Annotated in this window: 18 protein-coding genes and 5 pseudogenes; 14 read left to right on the top strand and 9 right to left on the bottom strand. The window is 71.8% G+C overall.

Annotated features, from left to right (window positions below; all coding sequences use genetic code 11):
- Positions 1-105: 105 nt before the first annotated feature.
- Both WJ438_RS22915 and WJ438_RS22910 read right to left on the bottom strand, forming a co-directional pair.
- Positions 106-468 carry a DUF6247 family protein gene (locus tag WJ438_RS22915; RefSeq protein ID WP_406726896.1) on the bottom strand — a complete coding sequence of 121 codons (363 nt, stop codon included), beginning with the start codon at positions 466-468 and terminating at the stop codon, positions 106-108.
- Positions 469-584: 116 nt separating this feature from the next.
- The gene (locus WJ438_RS22910) at positions 585-1,553 is read right to left on the bottom strand and encodes an EamA family transporter (RefSeq protein ID WP_406726895.1); all 969 of its coding nucleotides are present in this window, start codon (positions 1,551-1,553) and stop codon (positions 585-587) included.
- Positions 1,554-1,897: 344 nt separating this feature from the next.
- Between WJ438_RS22910 and WJ438_RS22905 the strand changes: the two genes are divergently transcribed.
- Positions 1,898-3,481, top strand: coding sequence for a von Willebrand factor type A domain-containing protein (locus WJ438_RS22905; RefSeq protein WP_406726894.1), 1,584 nt, complete (start codon positions 1,898-1,900; stop codon positions 3,479-3,481).
- Between the two features lie 209 nt (positions 3,482-3,690).
- Here the strand turns inward: WJ438_RS22905 and WJ438_RS22900 are convergent.
- A pseudogene (locus WJ438_RS22900) lies at positions 3,691-6,572 on the bottom strand (FAD-binding and (Fe-S)-binding domain-containing protein).
- A gap of 229 nt (positions 6,573-6,801) precedes the next feature.
- Here WJ438_RS22900 and WJ438_RS22895 point away from each other — a divergent pair.
- From WJ438_RS22895 to serC, 7 genes and pseudogenes are all read left to right on the top strand, one after another.
- Positions 6,802-8,961 carry an ATP-binding protein gene (locus WJ438_RS22895; RefSeq protein ID WP_406726893.1) on the top strand — a complete coding sequence of 720 codons (2,160 nt, stop codon included), beginning with the start codon at positions 6,802-6,804 and terminating at the stop codon, positions 8,959-8,961.
- Between the two features lie 22 nt (positions 8,962-8,983).
- Complete coding sequence (locus WJ438_RS22890; RefSeq protein ID WP_406726892.1) at positions 8,984-9,391, top strand: roadblock/LC7 domain-containing protein; 408 nt, start codon at positions 8,984-8,986, stop codon at positions 9,389-9,391.
- Positions 9,388-9,735 (top strand): DUF742 domain-containing protein, encoded by a 348-nt coding sequence (locus WJ438_RS22885; protein WP_406726891.1) that lies wholly within the window; start codon positions 9,388-9,390, stop codon positions 9,733-9,735. Before WJ438_RS22890 ends, WJ438_RS22885 begins: the two co-directional genes overlap by 4 nt.
- Positions 9,716-10,333, top strand: a complete 618-nt coding sequence (locus tag WJ438_RS22880; protein WP_406726890.1) for a GTP-binding protein — start codon at positions 9,716-9,718, stop codon at positions 10,331-10,333. Before WJ438_RS22885 ends, WJ438_RS22880 begins: the two co-directional genes overlap by 20 nt.
- Positions 10,330-11,571, top strand: a complete 1,242-nt coding sequence (locus WJ438_RS22875) for a cytochrome P450 (RefSeq protein ID WP_406726889.1) — start codon at positions 10,330-10,332, stop codon at positions 11,569-11,571. Before WJ438_RS22880 ends, WJ438_RS22875 begins: the two co-directional genes overlap by 4 nt.
- Entirely contained in the window at positions 11,568-12,824 is a 1,257-nt protein-coding gene (locus tag WJ438_RS22870) for a cytochrome P450 (protein ID WP_406726888.1), read from the top strand. Before WJ438_RS22875 ends, WJ438_RS22870 begins: the two co-directional genes overlap by 4 nt.
- Positions 12,825-12,969: 145 nt before the next feature.
- A pseudogene (gene serC, locus WJ438_RS22865) lies at positions 12,970-14,087 on the top strand (phosphoserine transaminase).
- Between the two features lie 90 nt (positions 14,088-14,177).
- On the opposite strand, the gene WJ438_RS22860 reads toward serC, so the two are convergent.
- Complete coding sequence (locus WJ438_RS22860; protein WP_406726887.1) at positions 14,178-15,026, bottom strand: helix-turn-helix domain-containing protein; 849 nt, start codon at positions 15,024-15,026, stop codon at positions 14,178-14,180.
- An 18-nt stretch (positions 15,027-15,044) separates the two neighbouring features.
- A pseudogene (locus tag WJ438_RS22855) lies at positions 15,045-15,797 on the bottom strand (DUF6879 family protein).
- A 196-nt stretch (positions 15,798-15,993) separates the two neighbouring features.
- Here WJ438_RS22855 and WJ438_RS22850 point away from each other — a divergent pair.
- Together WJ438_RS22850 and WJ438_RS22845 are read left to right on the top strand one after the other, a co-directional pair.
- The gene (locus WJ438_RS22850) at positions 15,994-16,218 is read left to right on the top strand and encodes a DUF397 domain-containing protein (RefSeq protein ID WP_406726886.1); all 225 of its coding nucleotides are present in this window, start codon (positions 15,994-15,996) and stop codon (positions 16,216-16,218) included.
- Positions 16,219-16,293: 75 nt separating this feature from the next.
- The gene (locus WJ438_RS22845; RefSeq protein WP_406726885.1) at positions 16,294-16,761 is read left to right on the top strand and encodes a hypothetical protein; all 468 of its coding nucleotides are present in this window, start codon (positions 16,294-16,296) and stop codon (positions 16,759-16,761) included.
- Positions 16,762-17,071: 310 nt separating this feature from the next.
- Here WJ438_RS22845 and WJ438_RS22840 read toward each other — a convergent pair whose 3' ends face one another.
- The 3 genes and pseudogenes from WJ438_RS22840 to WJ438_RS22830 all read right to left on the bottom strand — a co-directional run bounded on the left by WJ438_RS22840 (position 17,072) and on the right by WJ438_RS22830 (position 19,319).
- The gene (locus WJ438_RS22840) at positions 17,072-17,896 is read right to left on the bottom strand and encodes an ABC transporter permease (protein ID WP_406726884.1); all 825 of its coding nucleotides are present in this window, start codon (positions 17,894-17,896) and stop codon (positions 17,072-17,074) included.
- A gap of 4 nt (positions 17,897-17,900) precedes the next feature.
- Positions 17,901-18,002 (bottom strand): annotated as a pseudogene (locus WJ438_RS22835) (daunorubicin/doxorubicin resistance ABC transporter ATP-binding protein DrrA); the annotation flags it as partial.
- Between the two features lie 312 nt (positions 18,003-18,314).
- Positions 18,315-19,319, bottom strand: a complete 1,005-nt coding sequence (locus WJ438_RS22830; protein ID WP_406726883.1) for a WD40 repeat domain-containing protein — start codon at positions 19,317-19,319, stop codon at positions 18,315-18,317.
- Between the two features lie 88 nt (positions 19,320-19,407).
- Between WJ438_RS22830 and WJ438_RS22825 the strand changes: the two genes are divergently transcribed.
- From WJ438_RS22825 to WJ438_RS22815, 3 genes are all read left to right on the top strand, one after another.
- Positions 19,408-20,094: an SGNH/GDSL hydrolase family protein gene (locus tag WJ438_RS22825; RefSeq protein WP_406729777.1), complete on the top strand. Its 687-nt coding sequence runs from the start codon at positions 19,408-19,410 to the stop codon at positions 20,092-20,094.
- Between the two features lie 106 nt (positions 20,095-20,200).
- Positions 20,201-20,803 carry a Uma2 family endonuclease gene (locus WJ438_RS22820; RefSeq protein ID WP_406726882.1) on the top strand — a complete coding sequence of 201 codons (603 nt, stop codon included), beginning with the start codon at positions 20,201-20,203 and terminating at the stop codon, positions 20,801-20,803.
- A 30-nt stretch (positions 20,804-20,833) separates the two neighbouring features.
- Positions 20,834-21,826, top strand: coding sequence for an aldo/keto reductase (locus tag WJ438_RS22815; RefSeq protein WP_406726881.1), 993 nt, complete (start codon positions 20,834-20,836; stop codon positions 21,824-21,826).
- 149 nt (positions 21,827-21,975) lie between these two features.
- On the opposite strand, the gene thpR is transcribed toward WJ438_RS22815, so the two are convergent.
- On the bottom strand, positions 21,976-22,548 hold the full coding sequence (gene thpR, locus WJ438_RS22810) for an RNA 2',3'-cyclic phosphodiesterase (protein WP_406726880.1): 573 nt from the start codon (positions 22,546-22,548) through the stop codon (positions 21,976-21,978).
- Between the two features lie 113 nt (positions 22,549-22,661).
- Between thpR and WJ438_RS22805 the strand changes: the two are divergent.
- Positions 22,662-23,248, top strand: a pseudogene (locus WJ438_RS22805) (Uma2 family endonuclease).
- The last annotated feature ends 8 nt before the right edge of the window (positions 23,249-23,256 follow it).

Here is a 23,256-nt window from a genome sequence, read left to right as displayed (position 1 = left end):
CCGCTGCCCTGACCAGTTCATCGGCCGTCTTCGCCACTTCGGCGAGGAATGCCGCCGGAGCACCGGCCGCCACCGTCTCCTCGTCGGGGACGTACTCTCCCCAGGTCACTCCGCGTGCACCGCCTTGGCGGCTTCGCGGTACAGGGAACTCGCCGTGATCAGGTGCGTGCGGGCCTCGTCCGCCGTGGTGGCGGTCCGGGCGAGGTACTCGGCACGGTGGTACGTCTTGGCCATGGCCGGGTGAGGCTCGATTTCGATCAGCACGGCCCAGTGGCTGAGGTAGGCGTGGATCGGCTTGAGCGAACCGTGTTCCACCGCCTCGGCGAGCGCTTGGCCCTTCGCCCGGTCGTACGCCGTCAGGAGGTCGGGGGCGAGGACTGTACAGGCAGCACGCAGAGCACCCGGTGTGCGCTCCGGGCGAGGAATCAGCGGTCCGTCGCCGACGGTCTCAGTGGGCTGCACACCCATGCCTGCTGTTCCCTTCGTGTCCTGGGCCGACGCACCGGCCACGCGCCGCGGCCCGTTGGTTCGGGACCACGGGAGCGACTCCAGCCCCGTCGCCCCTCACCACGTCGCCGCGATCGTCAGGACACAGCCCCCGGCGCCTTCGCGCGTCCCCGTCCCACCTGTGTCCGTACCGCTCCCATGCTCGCCGCGATGACCAGGGCGATGGCGGCGGCCTCGGTGAGGGTGAGGACCTGGCTGAGGATGAGGAAGCCCGCGGCGGCGGCGATGGCCGGTTCCAGGCTCATCAGGATGGCGAACGTGGAGGCGGGCAGGCGGCGCAGGGCGAGGAGTTCCAGCGTGTACGGGAGGACGGAGGAGAGCACCGCGACCGCCGCGCCCAGGCCGAGGACCGTCGGGTCGAGGAGCTTGGTGCCGGACTCGGCGATGCCCAGCGGCAGGAACACCAGTGCCGCCACGCCCATGGCGAGGGCGAGCCCGTCGGCCTGCGGGAAGCGGCGTCCCGTACGCGCGCTGAAGACTATGTAGGCCGCCCACATGACACCGGCCCCCAGGGCGAAGGCGGCACCCACGGGGTCGAGGGTGTCGAAGCCTCCGCCGCCGAGCAGGAAGACACCGGCGAGGGCGAGTCCGGCCCAGACGAAGTTGACCGCGCGCCGGGAGGCCAGCACGGACAGGGCGAGCGGGCCGAGAACCTCCAGGGTGACCGCCGTACCGAGGGGGATGCGGGCGACGGACTGGTAGAAGAGGCCGTTCATCCCGGCCATCGCGAGTCCGAAGACGATCACCGTGGTCCAGTCGGCGCGCGAGTGCCCGCGCAACCGGGGCCGGCACACCAGGAGCAGCACGATCGCGGCCACCAGCAGCCGCAGCGTCACGACGCCGAGCGCGCCGGCCCGCGGCATCAGCGTCACCGCGAGCGCCCCGCCGAACTGCACGGAGATCCCCCCGGCGAGCACCAGCCCGACGGGCCCCAGCGAGCCCCGCCCGCGCGGAGCACCCGCCGCACCGGGCGCATGCCCGGGAGCAGCCGCGGGGACGGCGGCCGGGACCGGGACGGACGGGGTGGCGGGACTGGGGGTGGTCACGGTGCCTTCCACGGGCTCGGGGCGGGGAGCGGGTGACCCCCCTCGGGGATTGTGTACAGCGATGAACTGCCCGATCGAGGGTAATGGACTCAGTCAGCACCGTGCAGCTCCTATGTACCTGACAATGAGCCCCGCGTCCCGCCCTGGTCAACCCGGTCCGCGATGCGGACCGAACGGGCGACGACGTGACGCCGTAGGTCAGTGGAAGGTCACCCACCGGTCTCGGCGGCCGTCGGCCGTGCCCGCTTCGAGACTGACCTGTAACACCCCGTGCCGCACGTTCCGTCCCGCCCCGGCGTCACAGTCACATGAGTCGGGTTCGACGGACCGAGGGGGAACAGGCGATGAAGTGGCACGCGACGACGAAGCGGCACGGGGCACGACGGCTGAGCGGCGCGCTGCTGGCGCTCACGGCGGCGAGCGGCCTGCTGCTCACCGGATGCAGCATGGGCGGCAGCGGTGGCGAGAACATCGCGACCGACAGCGGGTACGACCGCAAGGGGGACGGTCCGGCCCCGCTCCCCGCCCCCGGCGGCCCCCGGGGCCCGGGCGAACAGCGCGAGGGCGGGCAGCGCGAGGGTGAGCAGGACTCCCGCGACATCGCCCCCGCGCCGGACTACCTGTCCACCTTCGCCCTCGACGTCGACACCGCCTCCTACGGCTACGCCCGCCGCACCCTCGCCGACGGCCGGCTGCCCGACCCGTCGACGGTCCGCCCCGAGGAGTTCGTCAACAGCTTCCGCCAGGACTACGCACGCCCCGACGGCGACGGCTTCACGGTCACCGTCGACGGCGCCCGCACCGACGAGGACGACTGGTCCCTGGTCCGCGTCGGCCTCGCCACCCGCCCCGCCGAGTCGAGCGGCGAGCGCCCGCCCGCGGCCCTCACCTTCGTCGTCGACATCTCCGGCTCCATGGCCGAACCGGGCCGCCTCGACCTCGCCCGGCAGTCCCTCGGCACCATGACGGACCGGCTGCGCGACGAGGACTCCGTGGCGATCGTCACCTTCAGCGACGAGGCCGAGACCGTGCTGCCGATGACCCGCCTCGGCGGCCACCGGGGCGAGATCCACGAGGCCGTCGACAGTCTGGAACCCGCCCGGTCCACCAACCTCGGCGCGGGCGTCGAGACCGGCTACGAGACCGCCGTCGAGGGCCTGCGCGAGGGCGCCGTCAACCGGGTCGTCCTCGTCTCCGACGCGCTCGCCAACACCGGCGAGACCAGTGCCGACGCGATCCTCGAACGCATCTCGACGTCCCGTCGCGAGCACGGCCTCACCCTCTTCGGCGTGGGCGTCGGCAGCGACTACGGCGACGCCCTGATGGAACGCCTCGCCGACAAGGGCGACGGCCACACGGTGTACGTGTCCGGCGAGGAGGAGGCCCGCGAGGTCTTCTGCGAACAGCTGCCCCGCCACCTCGAGCTGACCGCCCGCGACGCCAAGGCCCAGGTCGCCTTCGACCCGCAGACCGTCGCCGAGTTCCGCCTCGTCGGCTACGACAACCGCCGCGTCGCCGACGAGGACTTCCGCGACGACGGCGTCGACGGCGGCGAGGTCGGCCCCGGTCACACCGTCACCGCCCTGTACGCGGTGCGTACGAGGTCCGGCGCCGACGGCCACCTCGCCACGGCCACGGTCCGCTGGCTCGACCCCGACACCCGCGCCCCGCACGAGGAGACCGGCGACCTGGAGGCCGACGCCCTCGACGACTCCGTCTGGACCGCGGACCGCGGCCTCACGCTCACCGCGACCGCCGCCTACTTCGCCGACGCCCTGCGCTCCTCCGACCGCCGCCACAGCGCCCTGCCCGGCGCCCCGGGCCTCGGAGAACTCGCCGAACGCGCCGCCGACCTGTCGTCCCGGACCGAGGACAAAGCCCTCCGCGAACTGACCCGGGCCATCCGCGACGCGCACCGCCTCGCCTGAACCCGCCCTTCACACTCCGGGCCGTCCTCGCCCGCCCCGGCAGCGCACGCGAGGAGACGCTGACCATGCGGGCCGACGGCCTGGAGCGCGTGCTCCCCGTACTCCGGTGGCCTGGCGTGGACACCTTGCTGGAAAGCGTGAGCAGTCAGCAGGTGAATGTCCCTTGAGCGCTCGAACGAGCGGTATGTGGACAGTGACGCCCGAAGTGCTCACGGGTTTTCCTCCAGGGCCTCCGCCAGCGCCTCCGCCAGGTGTCGTCCTCGTACGCCAGCCAGTTGGGCCAGCTGGGTGCGGCAGGAGTAGCCGTCGGCCAGGATCAGCGCGTCCTCCGGTGCCTGCCGCACCGCCGGGAGGAGCTGGTCCTCCGCGCAGGCGGCCGAGACCTCGTAGTGGCCCTTCTCGAAGCCGAAGTTGCCGGCGAGGCCGCAGCAACCGCCGCTCAGGTCGCCGGTGAGGCCCGCGGTGGCGCGCAACCGGCGGTCGGCCGTGTCGCCGAGGACCGCGTGCTGGTGGCAGTGGGTCTGGCCGGTGACGGGGCGGTCCAGGGCCGGTGGGGTCCAGTGCGGTGCGTACTGCTCCAGGGTCTCCGCGAAGGTGCGGACCCGGGCCGCCAGGAGCGCCGCGCGGGGGTCGTCGCGCAGGAGCTCCGGTGCGTCCGTGCGCAGGGCCGCCGCGCAGCTCGGCTCCAGGACGACCACCGGGACGTCGGTGGCGAGCACCGGTTCCATCAGGTCGAGGGTGCGGCGCAGCACCGCGCGGGCGCGGTCGAGCTGGCCCGTGGAGAGGTATGTCAGGCCACAGCAGACCCGGCTCCTGCGGGCCGTCAGCAGCCGCAGCGCCGAACGGGAGCGCGCGTCCCCCACCACGCCCTGGCGCCCGGCGAGGCGCAGCGTCGGGGGCAGCGCGACCCGCAGGCCCGCCGCCTCCAGGACCCGTACGGCCGCGCGGCCCACGGAGGGCGAGAGGTGCTCGGTGAAGGTGTCCGGCCAGAGGATCACCAGAGCACCCGGGGCAGCGGGCGCGGCAGTCCGCCGTCCCCGCCCCCAGCGGGTGAACGTCTCCCCGGCCACGCGCGGGATCTCCCGCTCCTGCGCGATCCCGCCCAGCCGTTTCGCCGCCCGCGCGAGCGGGCCCACCGAGGCGCCCGCGTTGACCAGGGCCGCCGACCTCGTACGCGCCACCCAGCCCAGCCACAGCGGCAGCCGTCCCATCGCGTAGTGGGCGGCGGGGCGGCGGCGGCCGGCGTAGTGGTGGTGGAGGAACTCCGCCTTGTAGGTGGCCATGTCGACCTCGACCGGGCAGTCCGAACGGCAGCCCTTGCAGGACAGGCACAGGTCCAGCGCGTCCCGTACCTCCGTGGACCGCCAGCCGTCGGTCACCAGCTCGCCGGCGAGCATCTCGTGCAGCAGGCGCGCGCGCCCGCGCGTGGAGTGCTCCTCCTGACCCGTCGCCCGGAACGACGGGCACATCACCGCCGGCCCGACACCGACTCCGTACGGCACTTGGCGACGCCCACGCAGCGGCGGACCGCCGCCGAGAAGTCGCCGCCGTCGGCGGGGTAGCCGAAGACGACGTCCACCGGTCCGCGCGGGAGGACGGCGAAGCGGAGGTTCGCGTCCAGGGGCTCGGGGCGCACCAGCATCCCCGGGTTGAGCAGGTCGTCCGGGTCCCAGACGTCCTTCACGCGCGCGAAGAGGGCCACCATCTCCGTGCCGTACATGCGCGGCAGCAGCTCCGCGCGCGCCTGCCCGTCACCGTGTTCGCCGGACAGCGAGCCGCCGTGGGCCACGACCAGGTCGGCGAGTTCCCCGGAGAAGGTCCGGAAGCGGGCGATGCCCGGTTCCGTCAGCAGGTCGAAGTCGATACGGACGTGGATGCAGCCGTCCCCGAAGTGCCCGTACGGCGCTCCCCGCAGCCCGTGGGCGGCCAGCAGCCCACGGAAGTCCCGCAGGTACGCGCCGAGCCGGGCGGGCGGCACCGCGCAGTCCTCCCAGCCGGGCCAGGCCTCCGTCCCGTCGGGCATCCGGGTCGCCGTGCCGCTCGCGTCCTCCCGGATGCGCCACAGCGCGCGCTGCCGGGCCGGGTCGGTCACCACCAGGGAGTCCACGACGTCCGCCGCGCGGACGACGGCCTCCGCACGCGCGCGTGCCTCCCCCTCCGTCTCCCCTCCGGTCTCCACGAACAGCCAGGCGCCACCGCGCGGGAGGTCCACCGCGGACGGCACCAGATCGGCCGCCATGCCCTCCACGGTCAGCGGCTCGTACGGCAGCAGTCCGGCCGCGGCCTCGGCGGCGCCGCTCTCGTCGGCGTACGCCAGCACGGCGAGCGCACGCGCGCGTGGGGCGCGTACCAGCTCCACGACCGCCTCCGTCAGCACGCCCAGCGTGCCCTCGGAGCCGCAGAAGGAGCGGGCGACGTCGGCGCCCTTCTCGGGCAGCAGGGCGTCCAGGGCGTATCCGGAGATACGGCGGGGCAGCTCGGGGAAGCCGGTGCGCAGGCGGGCGAGTTCGCCGTCCACCAACTCCCGCAGTCCCGCCGGGGCCCCGGCCCATCCCCGTCCGGGCCGCAACCGCTCCCCGCGCGGGGTGAGGACCGACAGTTCCCGCACGCTGTCCGCCGTCGTCCCCCAGGCGACCGAGTGGGAGCCGCAGGAGTTGTTGCCGATCATGCCGCCGAGGGTGCAGCGGCTGTGCGTGGAGGGGTCCGGGCCGAAGCACAGCCCGTGCGGGGCGGCGGCCTCCTGGAGCCGGTCGAGGACGAGGCCGGGCTGGACGACGGCCGTGCGGGTCTCCGGGTCGAGGGACAGCAGCCGGTTCATGTGCCGGGTGAGGTCGAGCACCACGCCGGTGCCGGTCGCCTGGCCCGCGATCGACGTACCGCCGCCGCGCGGCACCACGGGGACGCCGTGCGCCTTGCAGACGGCGAGGACCGCCGCCACGTCGTCGGCGTCCCGCGGCGACACCACACCCAGCGGCACCCGGCGGTAGTTGGAGGCGTCCATGGTGGTCAGCGCCCGCGCGGTGACGCCGAAGTCCACCTCGCCGCGCACGTCCGCCCGCAGCCCGGCCCGCAGTTCCCGGAGATCCGTCATGCCCTCAGGATGCCCCCGGGGCGAGCGGAACACCGGTGAGGGCTCCCACCCCGCGCGGCGCACATGGCGGGGTCGCCGGGGGGCCGCTTCCCTCAGGAGTGGCTCAAATCCCAGGAACGAGACTGGGATCTTCCCAAGCAGATCACGAACTTGCATATAGTGACCGCGAGTTGCGCGCAGTTGTCGGCCTCGTTCCAGAAGCGACCCCGGAACCGGGTCCGGCAACCCCATGGACCACTCGAGGGCCACGCAGACAGCGGCGTACGCCCCGCGGACCCGACCGAGGACCCGACCGAGGACCCTGATTGATGACCTCCCCCTGCTCCCCGGCGACCGCCCCGCCCCCCGCAGCCTGCTGCCCGTCCCCCTGCTCACCGCGGTGCTCTGCACGGTCGCGGTCGTCGTCGCGGTACTCCTGGGACCGGCCTCCGCGCGCGGGGCCCTCGCGACAGCCGGAGTGATCGCCGCCCTGCTGCTGTGCGCGGCCGTCACCTGGGCCACCCACGCCGTCCTGACGACGCGAGCGGTCCGCGGCCGGCTGGAGGAGGTCACCCAGGACGTCGGCCGGCTGCTCCAGGAGCGCGCCCGGCAGGCGGAGGAGTCCCGGCGCCGGCACGAGCGGCTGACCGGCGAACTCACCCGGGAACGGGCCCGTCTGTCGGCTGACCTGGACCAGGAGCGGGCCCGCCTCGCGAAGTCCCTGGTGACGGAGCGCGAGCGTCTCAACGAGCAATACGCCACCGCCACCGCCCGGTTGATGCAGGAACACACCGCCGAACGGGCGCGGCTCACGGACGAGCACACCGCCGAACGGTCTCGTCTCACCGACGCCCATACCGCCGAACTCACCCGGCTCGCCGACGAGCACGCCGGGGAACTGCGCCGACGCGCCGAGGAACACGACGCCCACACCGCCGGGCTGGTCCAGGAGCACACCGACGAGTGCGACCGGCTCGGCGCGGAACTCAAGCGGCTCGGCGAGGAGCGGGCGCGGCTGGCACAGGACCGGGACCGGCACATCGGGGAGAACGCGCGGCTGGCCGTCCGGCTGCGCGAGGCCAACAGCGCCCGCGCCGCCGCGCTGTCCGCGACGGCCAACGCGGCCGGCCGGATGCAGGCCCTGTCCACCGGCATGCTCGCGGACCTGCGCGCGATGGAGGACAAGCACCACGACGAGGAGGTCCTCGCCGACCTCCTCCACCTCGACCACCGCACCGCGCAGGCGGGCAGGCTCGCCGACTCCGTCGCCGTCCTCACCGGCGCCCGCTCGGGCCGCCGCTGGGCCCGGCCGATCCGCATGGAGTCGATCCTGCGCGGCGCCATGGGCAGGATCAGCGGCTACCGGCGCGTCCGCGTCCACTCCGCCGCCGACACCGCCGTCGCCGGGCACGCCGCCGAGGGCGTGATGCACGCACTCGCCGAACTCCTCGACAACGCGGCCAACTTCTCACCGCCGACCGCCGAGGTCCACGTCTACGTGGAGGAGGTACCGGCCGGAGTCATCGTCTCCGTCGAGGACAGCGGGCTCGTCATGGGCGAGGCCCAGCTGCGGCGCGCCGAGCGCGCCGTCTCCGGCGAGACCAGCGGACTCGGCGGCCTCACCGGCACCCGGCTCGGACTCGCCGTGGTGGGCCGGCTGGCGCAGCGCTACGGCCTCCGGGTCTCCTACCGGCCCTCGGCCCGCGGTGGCACGGGCGTACTGATGCTCGTACCGCAGGACATCCTCGTACCGCCGGACGCGCCCAAGACCCCGCCCACCGGGGCCCCCGCCCCGACGGGCACCCTCACCGAAGCGCGCACCCGGTCCGCGCGGCCCGCGCGCTCCGGGGAGGAGACACCGGCGAGCGCGGCACCCGAGCCGTCCGACCCGGGCCTCCCCCGGCGCCACAGCACCCACCCGGCCGAGGCACCGGCCGTCCACCCCGCCGACGCCACGGCCCGGACGGAAACGGAACCCGCGTCCACGTCGGCGTCCGCGTCCACCAGCCACTCGTACGCGGCACACCGCGCCGGAGCCGACCTCGACCCCGACCCGGTGCCCACCCACGAGTCCCCGGACCGGCACACGGACCCGAACCCGGCCCAGGGCACGGACGCGTCCGCGCCGGACGCGCCCCCGCTCAACCTCCCGCGCCGCCGCCGCGGCCGGACCCTCGCCGAGGCCGAGCGCACGCGAAGCGCCGTAAACCGCGCCACCGCCCCGCACCCGGCGGCGCCCACCGCCGAGGAGACGAGGACCCGCACGGCCCGTTTCAGCAGCTTCCGCCAGGCCGTCCGCGCCACCGCCCCGGACGACGCGGCACCCTGCACGGAAACGGACACAGGCACAGGCACAGGCAAGAGCACAGACACAAGCACCGACCCCCTCGACACCACCCCCACCCCGTGACCCCGGAAGGCGACACCACCTCATGACCGGCACGACGACCGCCGACGAGAAGCTCACCTGGCTGATAGAAGGCCTGTTGGAGCGCACACCGGGCGCGCGGCACGCGCTCGTGCTGTCCAGGGACGGCCTGAAACTGTGCCGCACCCCCGAGCTCTCCGCCGACCAGGCCGACCAGCTCGCCGCGATCGCCGCGGGCATCCAGTCCCTGTCGCACGGCGCGTCCGTGGAGTTCGGCGACGGCAGCGGAGGCGTCAGGTCGGCGATGACCGAGTTCTACGGCGGCGTGCTGTTCATCGTGGAGGCCGGCCAGGGCGCGCATCTGGCCGTCGTCACCAGCGAGGACGCCGACGCCGGACTCATCGGGCACAACATGAGCGAGCTGGTGGAGCAGCTCGGGGAGCACCTGACCGCGCCGCCGCGCACCTCATGAGCAGGCCGGGCAGGGACGACGCACCCGACCGGCTCTACACCGTCACCGGCGGACGCAGCCGGTCCGGGTCCGACAACCCCTTCGACCTGGTGACCCTGGTCGTCGCCGAATGCGATCCGGTGCCGGGCATGCAGTCCGAACACGCCGCGATCCTGCGGCTGACCGAACGACCCACGGCGGTCGTGGAGATCGCGGCCGAGCTGAAGCTGCCGGTGAGCATCACCCGCATCCTGCTCGCCGACCTCCAGGCGGCGGGCCGCGTCAGCGCCCGTCACCCCCGCAAGGCCGCCGTACCCGACCCCGACATCCTGGAGCAGGTGCTCGTTGGACTCCGCAACCTCTGAGACGCGTACGCCGCTGGGCGCGTCGGCCGACAACGGCCTCAAGATCGTGGTCGTGGGCGGCTTCGGCGCCGGCAAGACGACGATGGTCCGCTCGGTGAGCGAGATACGTCCCCTCAACACCGAGGAGACGATGACCCGGGCCGGGGAGGCCGTCGACGACCTCAGCGGGGTGAGCGGCAAGACCGCGACCACCGTGGCCTTCGACTTCGGCCGCATCACCCTGGATCGGCGCAATGTGCTGTACCTGTTCGGGGCGCCCGGCCAGGAGCGCTTCTGGTTCCTGTGGGACCGGCTGTTCTCCGGCACCCTGGGCGCGGTCGTCCTGGTCGACACCCGGCGCATCGACGACTCCTGGTACGCCATCGACCGGCTGGAGAAGCACGGCACGCCGTTCCTCGTGGCCTGCAACGACTTCGGCGGCCCCGCCTTCGCCCCGGAGCAGGTCCGCGAGGCCCTCGACCTGGATCCGCACGTCCCGCTGGTCACCTGTGACGCGCGGTCCCGGGAGTCCAGCAAGCTGGTGCTGATCACGCTGGTGGAGCACATCCAGGCCCTGTACGCCGACCCGGCCCGAGCCCCCCGTCAGGAGCTGGTGTGAGCCCCACCCCCGCGTCCGCAGCCGCCCCCGTCGCTTTCAGCGGGCCCCTGCTCCAGGACGATCCGGCCAGGGTGTACCGGGAGATGCGGCGCGACCACGGCAGCGTGGTCCCGGTCCTGCTCGACGGCGACGTACCGGCCTGGCTGGTGCTCGGCTACCGCGAACTGCACCAGATCACCGGCGACCCGGTGCTGTTCAGCCGCGACTCCGACCTGTGGAACCAGTGGGACGACATCCCCGACGACTGGCCGCTGCTGCCGATGATCGGCCGCAAGCAGCCCTCCATCCTCTACACCGTCGGCGAGCGGCACCGCGAGCGGGCCGGGATGCTGGTCCACGCGCTGGAGGCGGTGGACCCCTTCGAACTGCGCGGCTACGCAGAGAAGTTCGCAGACGAGCTGATCGACGGCATCTGCCCCGAGGGCACCGCCGACATCATCGGTGAGTTCGCGACGCTGCTGCCGGTGCGCGTACTGGCCCGGCTCTACGGTTTCGCCGACGAGCAGGGGCCGGGGCTGGTCACCGCCCTCAACGACATGATCGACGGGCGGGAGCGGGCGCTGGCGGGCCAGAACCACCTGTTCACGTCGGTGACCGAACTGGTGGCCGCCCGCAGGGCCGAGCCCGCCGAGGACGTGGCGTCGCGGATGCTCGCCGACACCTCCGGGTTCACCGACGAGGAGATCGTCCAGGACCTGATGGTGATGATGGCGGCCGGACACCAGCCGACCGCCGACTGGATCGGCAACTCCCTGCACCTGATGCTGACGGACAGCCGGTTCGCCGCGTCCCTGTTCGGCGGCCGCAACAGCGTCGCCGAGGCGATGAACGAGGTGCTGTGGGAGGACACCCCCACCCAGAACGTGGCAGCCCGCTGGGCCTCCCGCGACACCCAGCTGGGCGGTCGCCGCATCCGCGTCGGTGACATGGTGCTCCTCGGCCTCCAGGGCGCCAACTCCGACCCCCAGGTGCGTACCGACGGCAGCGCCCTGACCGGCGGGAACGGCGCGCACTTCTCCTTCGGCCACGGAGAGCACCGGTGCCCGTTCCCGGCGCAGGAGATCGCCGAGGTGATCGCCCGGACCGGCATCGAGGTCGTCCTGGACCGGCTGCCGGACATCGACCTCGCGGTGCCGGCCGCTTCCCTGACCCGCCGCCCGTCGCCGTGGTTGCGCGGACTGTCCGAACTTCCGGTCACGTTCACACCGACCCCCGCCCTTGGAGGCAGACTCAGATGACGGCTGGTACGGACTCCCCGAGCACCACGACGGACCCCTTACGGACCCCCCTCCACCTCGACCCGTTCGTCTCCGACCTGGACGGGGAGAGCGCGGCGCTGCGGGCCGCCGGACCCCTCGCACCCGTGGTGCTGCCGGGCGGCGTACCGGTGTGGGCGGTCACGCACCACGCCGAGGCGAAGAAGCTGCTCACCGACCCCCGGGTGGTGAAGGACATCAACGTCTGGGGCGCCTGGCAGCGCGGCGAGATCGCCCCCGACTGGCCACTGATCGGACTCGCCAACCCGCCCCGCTCCATGCTCACCGTGGACGGCGCCGACCACCGCCGGCTGCGCACCCTGGTCGCCCAGGCGCTCACGCCCCGCCGGGTGGAGCGGATGCGGGAGCGGATCACGGAGCTGACCGAGGGCCTGCTGGACCGGGTGGCGGAGCAGCCGGGCGAGGTGGTCGACCTGAAGGCGGCGTTCGCCTACCCGCTGCCGATGTACGTCATCGCCGACCTGATGGGGCTGGCGGAGGAGCGGCTGCCGCGTCTGAAGGAACTCTTCGAGAAGTTCTTCTCCACGCAGACCCCGCCGGAGGAGGTCGTCGCGACGCTGACCGAGCTGGCCGGGATCATGGCCGAGACGGTCGCGGGAAAGCGCGAGAGCCCGGGCGACGACCTGACCTCCGCGCTGGTCCAGGCGTCGGAGAACGGCGACCATCTCACCGACGAGGAGATCGTCTCCACGCTCCAGCTGATGGTCGCGGCCGGTCACGAGACGACGATCTCCCTCATCGTCAACGCGGTGGTCAACCTCTCCACCCATCCCGAGCAGCGGGAACTGGTGCTGGCCGGCGAGGCGGACTGGTCGGCGGTGATCGAGGAGACCCTGCGGTACTCCACGCCCACCTCCCACGTGCTGATCCGGTTCGCCACCGAGGACGTACCGGTCGGGGACGCCGTCCTCCCGGCCGGGGAGGCGCTGATCGTGTCGTACGCCGCGATCGGCCGGGACGAGCAGGCGCACGGCCCGAGCGCCGGCGTCTTCGACCTCACCCGCGAGACCGCCAACCGGCACATCTCCTTCGGGCACGGCCCGCACGTGTGCCCCGGCGCGGCCCTCTCCCGCCTGGAGGCGGGCGTCGCCCTGCCGGCCCTGTACGCGCGCTTCCCGAAGCTGGACCTGGCGGGCCCGGCGACCGAGCTCCGCAACAAGCCGGTGGTCACCCAGAACGACCTGCACGAACTGCCGGTGACACTCGACGGCTGACTTCTCACGGGCTGCCCTCGGGACGGCCGGACGTGGGTTCGACGCCCGTCCGGCCCTCCTGCCGCCCACCCCGCCGCCGGCGGTTCCTGTCTCAGCCGACGGACGAGGTTGCACCCGGGTTTCCGGGAGCCGCTAGGCTCCTTTCGTGGCTGAGATCCGGATTCCTGCTGACATCAAGCCCGCCGACGGTCGTTTCGGCGCGGGTCCCTCCAAGGTGCGGACGGAAGCGCTGGACGCGCTGGCCGCGACCGGCACATCCCTGCTGGGCACCTCCCACCGCCAGGCCCCGGTGAAGAACCTGGTCGGCGAAGTGCGCGAGGGCATCCGTGAGCTGTTCCGGCTCCCCGAGGGCTACGAGGTCGTCCTCGGCAACGGCGGCTCCACCGCGTTCTGGGACATCGCGACCCACGGCCTGATCGAGAACAAGTCGCAGCACCTCACCTTCGGCGAGTTCAGCTCCAAGTTCGCCAAGGCGGCCAAGCTCGCCCCGTGGCTCGCCGAGCCGACCGTCGTCGCCGCCGACCCGGGCACGCACCCCAGCCGGCCGCCGAAACGGGCGTGGACGTCTACGCCCTCACGCACAACGAGACCTCTACCGGCGTCGCCATGCCCGTCAAGCGGGTGGCCGGCGCCGACGAGGGCTCCCTGGTCCTCGTGGACGCGACGAGCGGCGCCGGCGGCCTGCCCGTCGACATCGCCGAGACCGACGTCTACTACTTCGCCCCGCAGAAGTCCTTCGCCTCCGAGGGCGGCCTGTGGATCGGCGTGTTCTCCCCGGCCGCGATCGAGCGCGCCAAGCGCATCCACGCGTCCGGCCGCCACATCCCGGAATTCTTCAGCCTCCCCACGGCGATCGACAACTCCCGCAAGAACCAGACGTACAACACCCCGGCCCTGTCCACCCTCTTCCTCCTCAACGAGCAGCTGAAGTGGATCAACGGCCAGGGCGGCCTCGCCTGGTCCACGGCCCGTACGAAGGAATCCTCGACCCACCTGTACGCGTGGGCGGACGAATCGAAGTACGCCACCCCGTTCGTCACCGACCCGGCCAAGCGCTCCCAGGTCATCGGCACCGTCGACTTCACGGACGAGGTGGACGCCGCCGCGATCGCCAAGGTGCTGCGCGCCAACGGCATCGTCGACACCGAGCCCTACCGCAAGCTCGGCCGCAACCAGCTCCGCGTCGCGATGTTCCCGGCCATCGACCCGGCGGACGTCGAGGCCCTGACGAAGTGCGTCGACTACGTGATCGAGCAGCTGTAACCGGTTCCCCGCACGACAACGAAGGGCGCCCGGCGGATGCCGCCGGGCGCCCTTCGTGCATTGCCGTACCACTGGTGCGGCCGTACGTCCTCAGGCCTTGATACCCCGGCGGACCCGGGCGATCACCTGCTGGGCCTCGGTGCCGAAGACGGCGGCCTCCGCGAGGATGCCCCAGACGCGGCGGTAGAGAGCGATCGTTTCTGCATCGTCGAGCCAGAGCTCGGCGTGCCAGTCCTCTACGACGACGAGACGGTCGTCCAACACGTAGAAGGAATTGCCCAACGTCAGCGGTAGGTCGGCATCCAACGGCACGATTCCCATGTGCACGGTGTCCATGCCCACCACGCCGAGCAGGCGGTCGAGTTGGGCCGCCAGCACTTCGGGTGGGCAGATACGGGCCCACAGCACGCTCTCATGCATGAGCAGGTTCAACCGCTTGCCCGGCCTGTACAGCCACTCCTGCCGCTTCATGCGGGCCCGCACCGCGGTTTCCGTGTCCCGTGGCACGTTCTGGAGTGCGGAGTGGCCCTCGAAGACGTACCGGGCGTAGTCGGCTGTCTGGAGCATCCCGCTGACAGCGGCGTTGCTCAACGCATGCATCGTCTGGGCATGGGAGACGAGAGTGTTCCAGGTTTCCTGGACTGGGCCGTGCCCTGCCGCGAGCTGACGCCGCCAAGAACGGATATGACTCTCGAACCCCTTCAGCCGAGCACGGAGTTCATCGAAGACGACGGGCTGCCCGGTCGCACGGGCCCAAGACCTCAGGTCGTCGTCCGTGGGCGTCTGGTGGCCGTTTTCCAGCTTGCTGACTTTTGACTGCTGCCATCCCAGCCGCTGCGCGAGCTGGGCACCAGTGAGTCGGCCGTCAGGGCACTCGACACGCAATTCCCTCAGCCTACGACCCAGTTCCTCGCGCGCCCTCTGATAGTCCGTGCTCACCGGTACTCGTTCTTGTCCTTACGCGTCGCTGTGCAACTCCGCCGTGAACTCCCTCCACGGCACGGCGTGATGCCAAGCAGCATCCCGGATCACGGAGCAGCGCACCACCTCTGCCGGCTCCGTGATCAGGCCCACATGCGTGAGCTGATCGTCGCCGTCGAACCGCAGAAGCGCGATGAGGCGACTGTCGAACAGCCAGAAGTCCTCGGCGGGGAGCCGGAGCCGGTCCGCGTCGGCCCGCCACAGATTGCGGATGTCCTCACCGAGGCCACTGTTCCGCTTCGCGTTGTCGAGGAGGTAGAGCTGCCCGGTGGTCGGCGCCTGGTCCACGATGCGCACCCGCTCGACCCGCTTCCCCTGCGCGGTCTGCGCACGGATCTTCTGGCAGTACGGGTCGTCGTACGCCCAATCGGCCTCACCGGTCTCCACGAACTGCCGCCAGGTGTCGGTCTCTTCGTCACTCGCGTACCGACGCCGTGTCTCCAGACGCCAGGCGGTGTGCTCGAACTTGCTGAACAGGCCGCTGAACTCATCCAGTCCGATCGTCCGAACCTGCCGCGTCCGCTCCTTCGGCGTCCAGTCGACCAGCAGGTCTCACGGCACGACCACCGCCACCTCCCCGTCCGAGAGATGGTCCAGTTGCGCGATGTCCTCGGAGTCGGTCAACGGAGGGCCGTGGACGATCACCTCCCCGCTGTCCAGATCCTCGTGCACCGAAGGGCAACCGTCCCCACCACTACCCGTCCCGTTCAACCGCAGCCTGCGTGCCATGCGCAACCACCTTTGCCTGTCGTTCGAAGAGGTGCGTGTTCACAGCCTGATGGCTCCGCTAAGTGAATGTCCATGCATCCTGGGTGACCGCGTGAGAATAATCGAGCATATCCTCCGTCTTGCCGATCCTCCCCGCCCTACGTTCATCACTCAGAGCAATCAGCCAGCCACAGCGGCGATACGGGAAGGAACAGCCATGTTCAACGGAGACGGGATCTACGCCCTCGACCTCGGCGGCGCCTCGTTCGTGAAGGCCTGCGGCGGCCCTTGTACCGAGGGCTGCGTGACCCTCGCCAGGATCGGTGAGGACGCCTGGGCCCTCGGGGACAGCAAGCGGCCGGACAAGGAGCCGCTGCGGTTCACCACGGAGGAGCTGAGCGTGGCCGGGATCGACCCGACCCGGTTCGGCCTGGCCCTCTGAACAACACCCGCACACCCCCTCCCCGTCCGGGCCGGACGGGCCGGACGGGGAGGGGCACACCGAACAGGACAACCGGTGCACCACCACGGTTATCTGTGGGCCGGCCCGAAGCTTCGCTTCGATCAGGAGGCGTTGCGGCGCCCTCCCCCTCCCGAGCCGCCTCCGGCCGGGAGCCGACCGGAACTGGTCCAGCGCTACCGCGAGGTGGCCGCGGAGTTCCCGGCGTCGGATCTGCCCCCGCTGGAAACGGCGTACTGGCTCGTCAAGCCACGCTCCCTGGTACGGGGCACCTGGCGGGCCCCACCGGATGCGGCGGCGTGGCTCGGCGACCGGCTGGCGGAGTTCGCGCCCCGGTTCGCGTGCGAGGCACAGCGCGACGGCCGGCACCGTACCGCCCTCGTCGTCTCCGCCGCCCAGCGCATCGGATGGGGCGGGGACGTATCCCTGGGTTTCTACCTCGAACGGCCCTCCTTCCTTTCCCTGGCCCTGGTGACCTGCCTCCCGGGCCACAAGCACCTGGAACTCGGGTGTCCCCTGGCCTGAGCCGTATGGCCCGTAAATCGGCGGGGACCCGGCGCACCACTGACGCTGTTGACGAATCCGGCGGGCCCGGGGCATGGGTCCGCCAACCGTGACACTTTTCGGGAATGTGGCACGGTTGCGGCCGGAGCACCCAGGGCCACCGGCACGGACTCGCGGGGCCCGGAGCCGCCAGGACGAATCAACCCACAGCGTCGCCACTGTGCCGGGCCCCCTGATCACAGGTCGCTCACGTCGCCGTGCAGGTCACGCTCGGCACGCTCCCGCCGCCGGGGGCGCCGCCGAAGCCGAAGCTCGCCGAACCGCCCGCCGCTCACCGGCTGAGCCGCTGGAACCTCCGCACCGCGAGCGGCAGGAAGATCGCCGTCAGGACGAGCGGCCACGCCCCCGCCATCAGCAGCGCGTGCTGCTCGACCCACGAGTCGCCGCTGCCGACCGGCGTACCGAACAGCTCACGGGTGGCCGCCGCCGTCGACGAGATCGGGTTCCAGGACGCGACCCAGCCCAGCCAGTCCGGCATGAGCTGCGGGGCCACGAAGATGCTGGAGATCATCGTCAGCGGGAACGCGACCGCGAACAGCCCGCCCGCCGCCTCCGGGTTGGGCACCAGCAGCCCCAGCCACACCCCGATCCAGATGAGCGCGAACCGCAGCCACAGCAGCAGTCCGAACGCGGCGACGAAGCCCCCACCACCCTCCGGACGCCAGCCCATGGCCAGCGCGGTGAGCATCATGATCCCCAACTCCGCGCAGGCGACGACCAGATCGGTCACCCCGCGCCCGGCCACCACTGCGGACGACGCCATCGGCATCGAGCGGAACCGGTCGATCACGCCCTTGGTGGCGTCGTACACCACGATGGTCGCCGTGTTGATGAAGCCGAACGCCATCGTCATTACGAACATCCCGGGCATCAGGAAGTCCTTGTAGTCCCCACCGCCGGGCATCTTCATCGCGCTGCCGAAGACATAGCCGTAGAGCAGCACCGACAGAATCGGGAAGCCCAACTGCCAGGCGATGTTGAGGGGCTGGCGCCGGTAGTGGGCCAGGCCGCGGCGGACGATGTTCCAGCAGTCGGCGAGCGCCCAGTACGTGCGGCCGCGCGCAGCGGGTGCGGTGGTCAGGTCGACGGCGCCCATACGGCGCCTCCTTCGTCTGCGAGACGTCCGTGCGGTGCCCGGTCAGCCGCAGGAACACGTCGTCGAGGCTCGGCCTGCGCAGTCCGATGTCCTCGACCCGTACCCCAGGCAAGGCCAAGAAGGTCAGACGCCTGCGCCGCGACCCGGAGGTCGGACTGGCCCCCGCCCCCCTGGCTGCAGGCAGGTCGGACCGGAGATCCGCGCCCAGGTCCGGCTGCTGGACCAGGGGAGCGAGGAGGACCGGCACGCGGCACGGCTGCTGCGGCGCAAGTACCCGCTCGTGCAGGGGGCCCTGGTCCCGCTCGCTCACCGGCTGATGCGGACGTCGACGCTCCACTACGAGGTGCGGTCGGCGTCCACGGACGGCGCGGGACCGGACGTCACGTGACCGCCGGCCGGTTCAGCCCCGCCCGTCGGTTCAGCCCCGTCGGCGCCGTCGCCCCAGCCCGAACAGGGCCGCGCAGACGACGGCCGCGGCGGTCACAGCACCGATCCTGACGCCGTCGCCGGAACCGGCACCGCCCTCCGGGCCCTCGTCCCCCGCCTGCGCGCCCCCGCCCGACGAGGACGTCGACCCCGAGCCGTCCCCGCCGGGCACCTCCCGGGCCTCCACCGGGCTCTGCGCGCCCTCGCTCCCGTACATCAGCCGGGAGCCGTCGGCGGAGTAGCTGACGGACTCGCCCTGTCCCTGGAGCGGCACGCTGAGCCGCCCCTCGCGCTCGGGCCTCCCGTCGTTCCACGCGTAGTGGATCCCGCCGAAGTACCCGCGCACGGCGAGCTGTCGGCCGTCCGGGGAGAACGCGGCGTCGGTGGCCCACAGCTCGACGGGGGCGAGGGGCTCGAAGACGTTGCCGCCCGAGGCGGAGAGTTCGGCCGGCCCCTCGTACAGGTGCCCGCCCTCCTTCTTCTTGTCGATGAGGTAGACGCGTCCGGTCTTCGGGTGCACGACGAGGGACTCGGCGTCGCGGGCGCCGTCGGAATACGTCACGACGTACTGCGTGGCCCGCACGGTCTGGTCCCGCAGCTCCTTCGGCTCGGGCAGCTCGTAGATCCACACATGCGGCCAGGTGCCCCCGAGGTTGTCGCCGATGTCGCCGACGAAGATCCGGTTGCCCGGCCCGATGGAGATGGCCTCGACGTCCCGGGGCGTGCCGATGCCGGTGAGGGTGAGCCGGGCGACGGTCTCGCCGGTGGCGCTGTCGACGGCGTAGAGGTAGGGGCCGTCGTCGCTGTCGTTGTGGGTCCAGTAGACGCCCGGGTGGAGGCGGGAGGCGGCGAGACCGCTGGACTCGGTGATGCGCGGGTCCTTGATCGTGAACCCCTCGTCGCCGCCGGCTGCGGAGGCGGGCACGGCGGGTGCGGCGAGCGCGGCACTCGCCCCGAGGAGGAGGGCCGCGGCGAGCAGGGCGAAGGGTCGGCGCATGCCCCAAGACTGCCATCACACCGCCGACTTCACGGCAGGTGGTCGGTCTCACATCGCGGCGGCCCGGCCGATCGACGATGATGACCGGGTGCTCAGGTTCATGCCCGTCGGCGACTCGATGACCATCGGGAGCGCGGGTGAACACACCTGGCGCTACCGCCTGTGGCAGCACCTGTGCGCGGAGTACGGCGGCCCCTTCACCTTCGTCGGCCCGCGCGAGACGCTGCACGACCAGGTGACGGACTCCCCCACCTCCTACGCCTACGCCGACCCCGACTTCCCCCGGGCCCACCTGGCCGGCTGGGGCGAGGGCTGGCAGCACATGGCTCCGCTGATCGGCGAGACCGTCCGGTCCCACCGCGCCGACGTGCTCCTGGTCTCCCTGGGCCTGATCGACCTCGGCTTCTACACGAACGCCGAGCAGACCGCCGACAACGTCCGCGCCTTCGTCGCACAGGCACGGGCGGCCAACCGCCGCATCCGGCTGGTGCTGCTGCCGGTGATCCCCAACATACGCGCGGAGGCCGACCCGTCCTTCGCCACCGAGGTCACCCGGTTCAACGAGCTCCTGGCGAAGACGGCCGCCGACCTCGACACCCCGGGCTCCCCGCTCCTCCTGGCCGCCGTCCCGCCGTCGTACGACATCCACACCGACACCTACGACGGCACCCACCCCAACGCGACCGGCGAACACAGGATCGCGGCAGCCTTCGCGGAGGCGATGTACGAGGGCTGGGAGCTGGGCGGGCCCTACGCCGCTTCCTCCGCGCCGTAGCCGTAGTCCGGCGGCATATGCGCCTCTCCCCGTGTCCCGGTCACCGTGCGTATCGTTGCACCACGCGGCTGCACTCGTCCATGGGGCAGCCGGGAGGAGTGCCACGATGACCGTCGTAGACGACAGGATCGCCATGGCCGACGCCAACACGCAGCGCTTGGACGAGTGGTTCGAGCGGCTGGAGCGGATGCCCGTCCCCGAAGGATTCAGGGTCGAGATCGTCGGGGGCAACGTCTACACGACACCGCAGCGGGACACCCATTGGGCAATCATCTTCAAGATGGCGATGGCCGTTGAAGCCCGGTTCGGCGAGGACGTCAAGGTGTTCTCGGACGTCCGCATCGACTTCCCCGGCCGCGAGAACGGCCTCTGTCCCGACATGGCCGTGCTTCGCGCCTCCGCCGAGAAGGACGACGAAGGCCACTGGCGCTACGAGGACGTCGAGTTCGTCTTCGAGGTCATCTCCGAGGGCACGGCCGCCAACGACTACGGCCCGAAGAAGGCCGCCTACGCGACCGCCGAGGTCCCTCTCTACGTCATCGCCGACCCCTACCAGGGCCGCTGCTACGTCTACACCGACCCCAAGAACGGCGACTACGTCACAAGGACGCGGGTGGACTTCGGCGACGACATCGATCTGACCGGCACCGTGGCCGACCTGACCGTGAGGACCAGCGACTTCCCCCGGGACCGACCTCCTCTTGCATAGAACGCACTCCAAGCCGTTGGCTTGGGAGGCATGGAGTACACGCAGCTCGGACGCACGGGACTCAGGGTCGGTCGGCTCGTCCTCGGGACGATGAACTTCGGTCCGCAGACCGACGAGGCCGACAGTCACGCCATCATGGACGCGGCGCTGGACGCCGGGATCAATCTCTTCGACACCGCCAACGTGTACGGCTGGGGCGAGAACAAGGGCCGTACCGAGACCATCATCGGCAACTGGTTCGCCAAGGGCGGCGAGCGGCGCGACAAGGTCGTGCTCGCCACCAAGGCGTACGGGAACATGGGCGCCGACGACGAGGCGTGGCCCAACCACGACAAGCTGTCCGCCCTGAACATCCGGCGGGCCGTGGACGCCTCGCTGAAGCGGCTGCGGACGGACCACATCGACCTCTACCAGTTCCACCACATCGACCGGAGCACCCCGTTCGACGAGATCTGGCAGGCCGTCGACGTCCTGATCCAGCAGGGGAAGATCCTTTACGTGGGGTCGTCCAACTTCCCCGGGTACAAGATCGCCCAGGCCAACGAGGTCGCGGCCCGGCGCGGCGGGACCATCGGACTCGTCAGCGAGCAGTGCCTCTACAACCTCGCCGAGCGCCGCGCCGAGATGGAGGTCATCCCGGCGGCGCGGGACTACGGGCTCGGGGTCATCCCCTGGTCGCCGCTGCACGGCGGTCTGCTGGGCGGGGTCATCAAGAAGGAGGTCCAGGGCGGGCGCCGCGCGTCCGGGCGGGCCGCCGCCACGCTCGCCGACCCCATCGCCCGCGCCCAGATCCAGGCGTACGAGGATCTGCTCGACAAGCACGGCATCGAGCCCGGCGAGGCCGCGCTGGCCTGGCTGCTCACCCGGCCCGGGGTGACAGGGCCGATCGTCGGTCCGCGCACCACCGAGCAGCTGGCGTCGGCGCTGCGGGCGGTCGAGCTGGAACTGAGCGAGAAACTGCTGACCTCGCTGGACGAGATCTTCCCGGGCCCCGGCCCGTCCCCGGAGGCCTTCGCCTGGTAGAAAGCGGCCTTCGAGGCCACTGGGCAGGCTGGAGGTGCCGGCGGCGGCGCTGGTTTCAGAGCGCTGCCGCCAGCACCACCACCAACAACATCAGTACGAGCGCACCGGCCATGATCCGGTTCCGGGTCTTCGGGTCCACGCCCTCGAGCCTAACCGGCCGCCCCGAGCGGACTGCGCCCGACCACCTCGTAACGCGGCTGCTCGCCCGGCACCCCCGACCTCGGCAGGTTGCTGCGCACCAGCGCCAGCTCGCCGACGGTCCAGGCGCGGCTCCGGAACCCGCCGAGCGCCTCGAGGTACGGCCGTACGTCGACGCCGGTCCGGCTGCGGGCCAGCGTCAGGTGGGCCTTGTAGCGGCGGTGCTCCCCCCTCGCCACGCCCGCCTTGCGCCCCGCCGCCTCCGTACGGTCGGCGAGCAGGCGCAGGGTGCGCAGGTCACCGTCCGCCCCGGTCCACAGGGCCCTTCCGTGGCCGAACTGGCCACCGCCGCACAGCGCCAGCTCGAACGGCCCGGTCCGGGACGCGACCCGCTCCAGGCACGCTGTCAGCTCCGGTACGAGCTCGTCGTCGACCTCTCCGTAGAAGGCGAGGGTGAAGTGCCAGCCGGGACGCCCGGTCCAGCGCAGGGCGTCCGCGCCGGGCAGCCGCCGCAGCTCCTCGACCTCGACGGCAAGCTCACGGGACACGTCCTCGGGCGGCACCACGGCGGCGAAGAGTCTCATGCGTCCAGTCTCGCCGGGGAACACGTGTACAGCCGCGCGGTCCTGGTCACCGTGCGTATCGTTGTACTGCGCGGCTGCACCCGTCCGGGACGCAGCCGCGCAGGAGCGCCACGATGACCGTCCTTGACGACAGGATCGAGAGGGCCGACCGCGGCGGCGAACCCACCCTCGACATGATGTCCGAGTGGTGGGAGACGATGCCCGTCCCCGAGGGTTACAAGGTCGAAATCGTCGGGGGAACATCTTCATGGCGCCTCAGCGGGACACCCACTGGGAGATCATCGCGAACATTTACGACCAGCTGCGCGCCGAGTACCCACGCAAGCGCGTGAAGTCCGACGTCCGCATCGACTACCCGGGGTACCTCAACGGCTTCGCCTCCGGTGTCACGTTGCTGGCCGAAGGCGCCGACAAGAACGCCGAAGGGCTGTGGAGCTGCGAGGACGTCGAATTCGTCGCCGAGGTGATCTCCGAAAAGACCGACGCCGACGACTACGGCTCCAAGAGGGACGCCTACGCCACCGCCGGCGTGCCGGTGCACCTGATCGTGGACCCGTACACCGGCGAGTGGCACCTGCACACCCTGCCGAAGGACGGTACGTACCACGGGGCGGTCCGGCTTCCCTTCGGCGAGGAGGTCGACCTGACCGGGACGGTCGTCGGCCTCGTCCGCAAGACCGACGAGTTCCCCCGCGACTGACCGCGGGG

Source organism: Streptomyces sp. GD-15H (assembly GCF_045291515.1).
Taxonomy (GTDB): domain Bacteria; phylum Actinomycetota; class Actinomycetes; order Streptomycetales; family Streptomycetaceae; genus Streptomyces.
The sequence above is the reverse complement of the archived record's forward strand: the minus strand, read 5'-3'. Positions and strand labels throughout refer to the sequence as shown.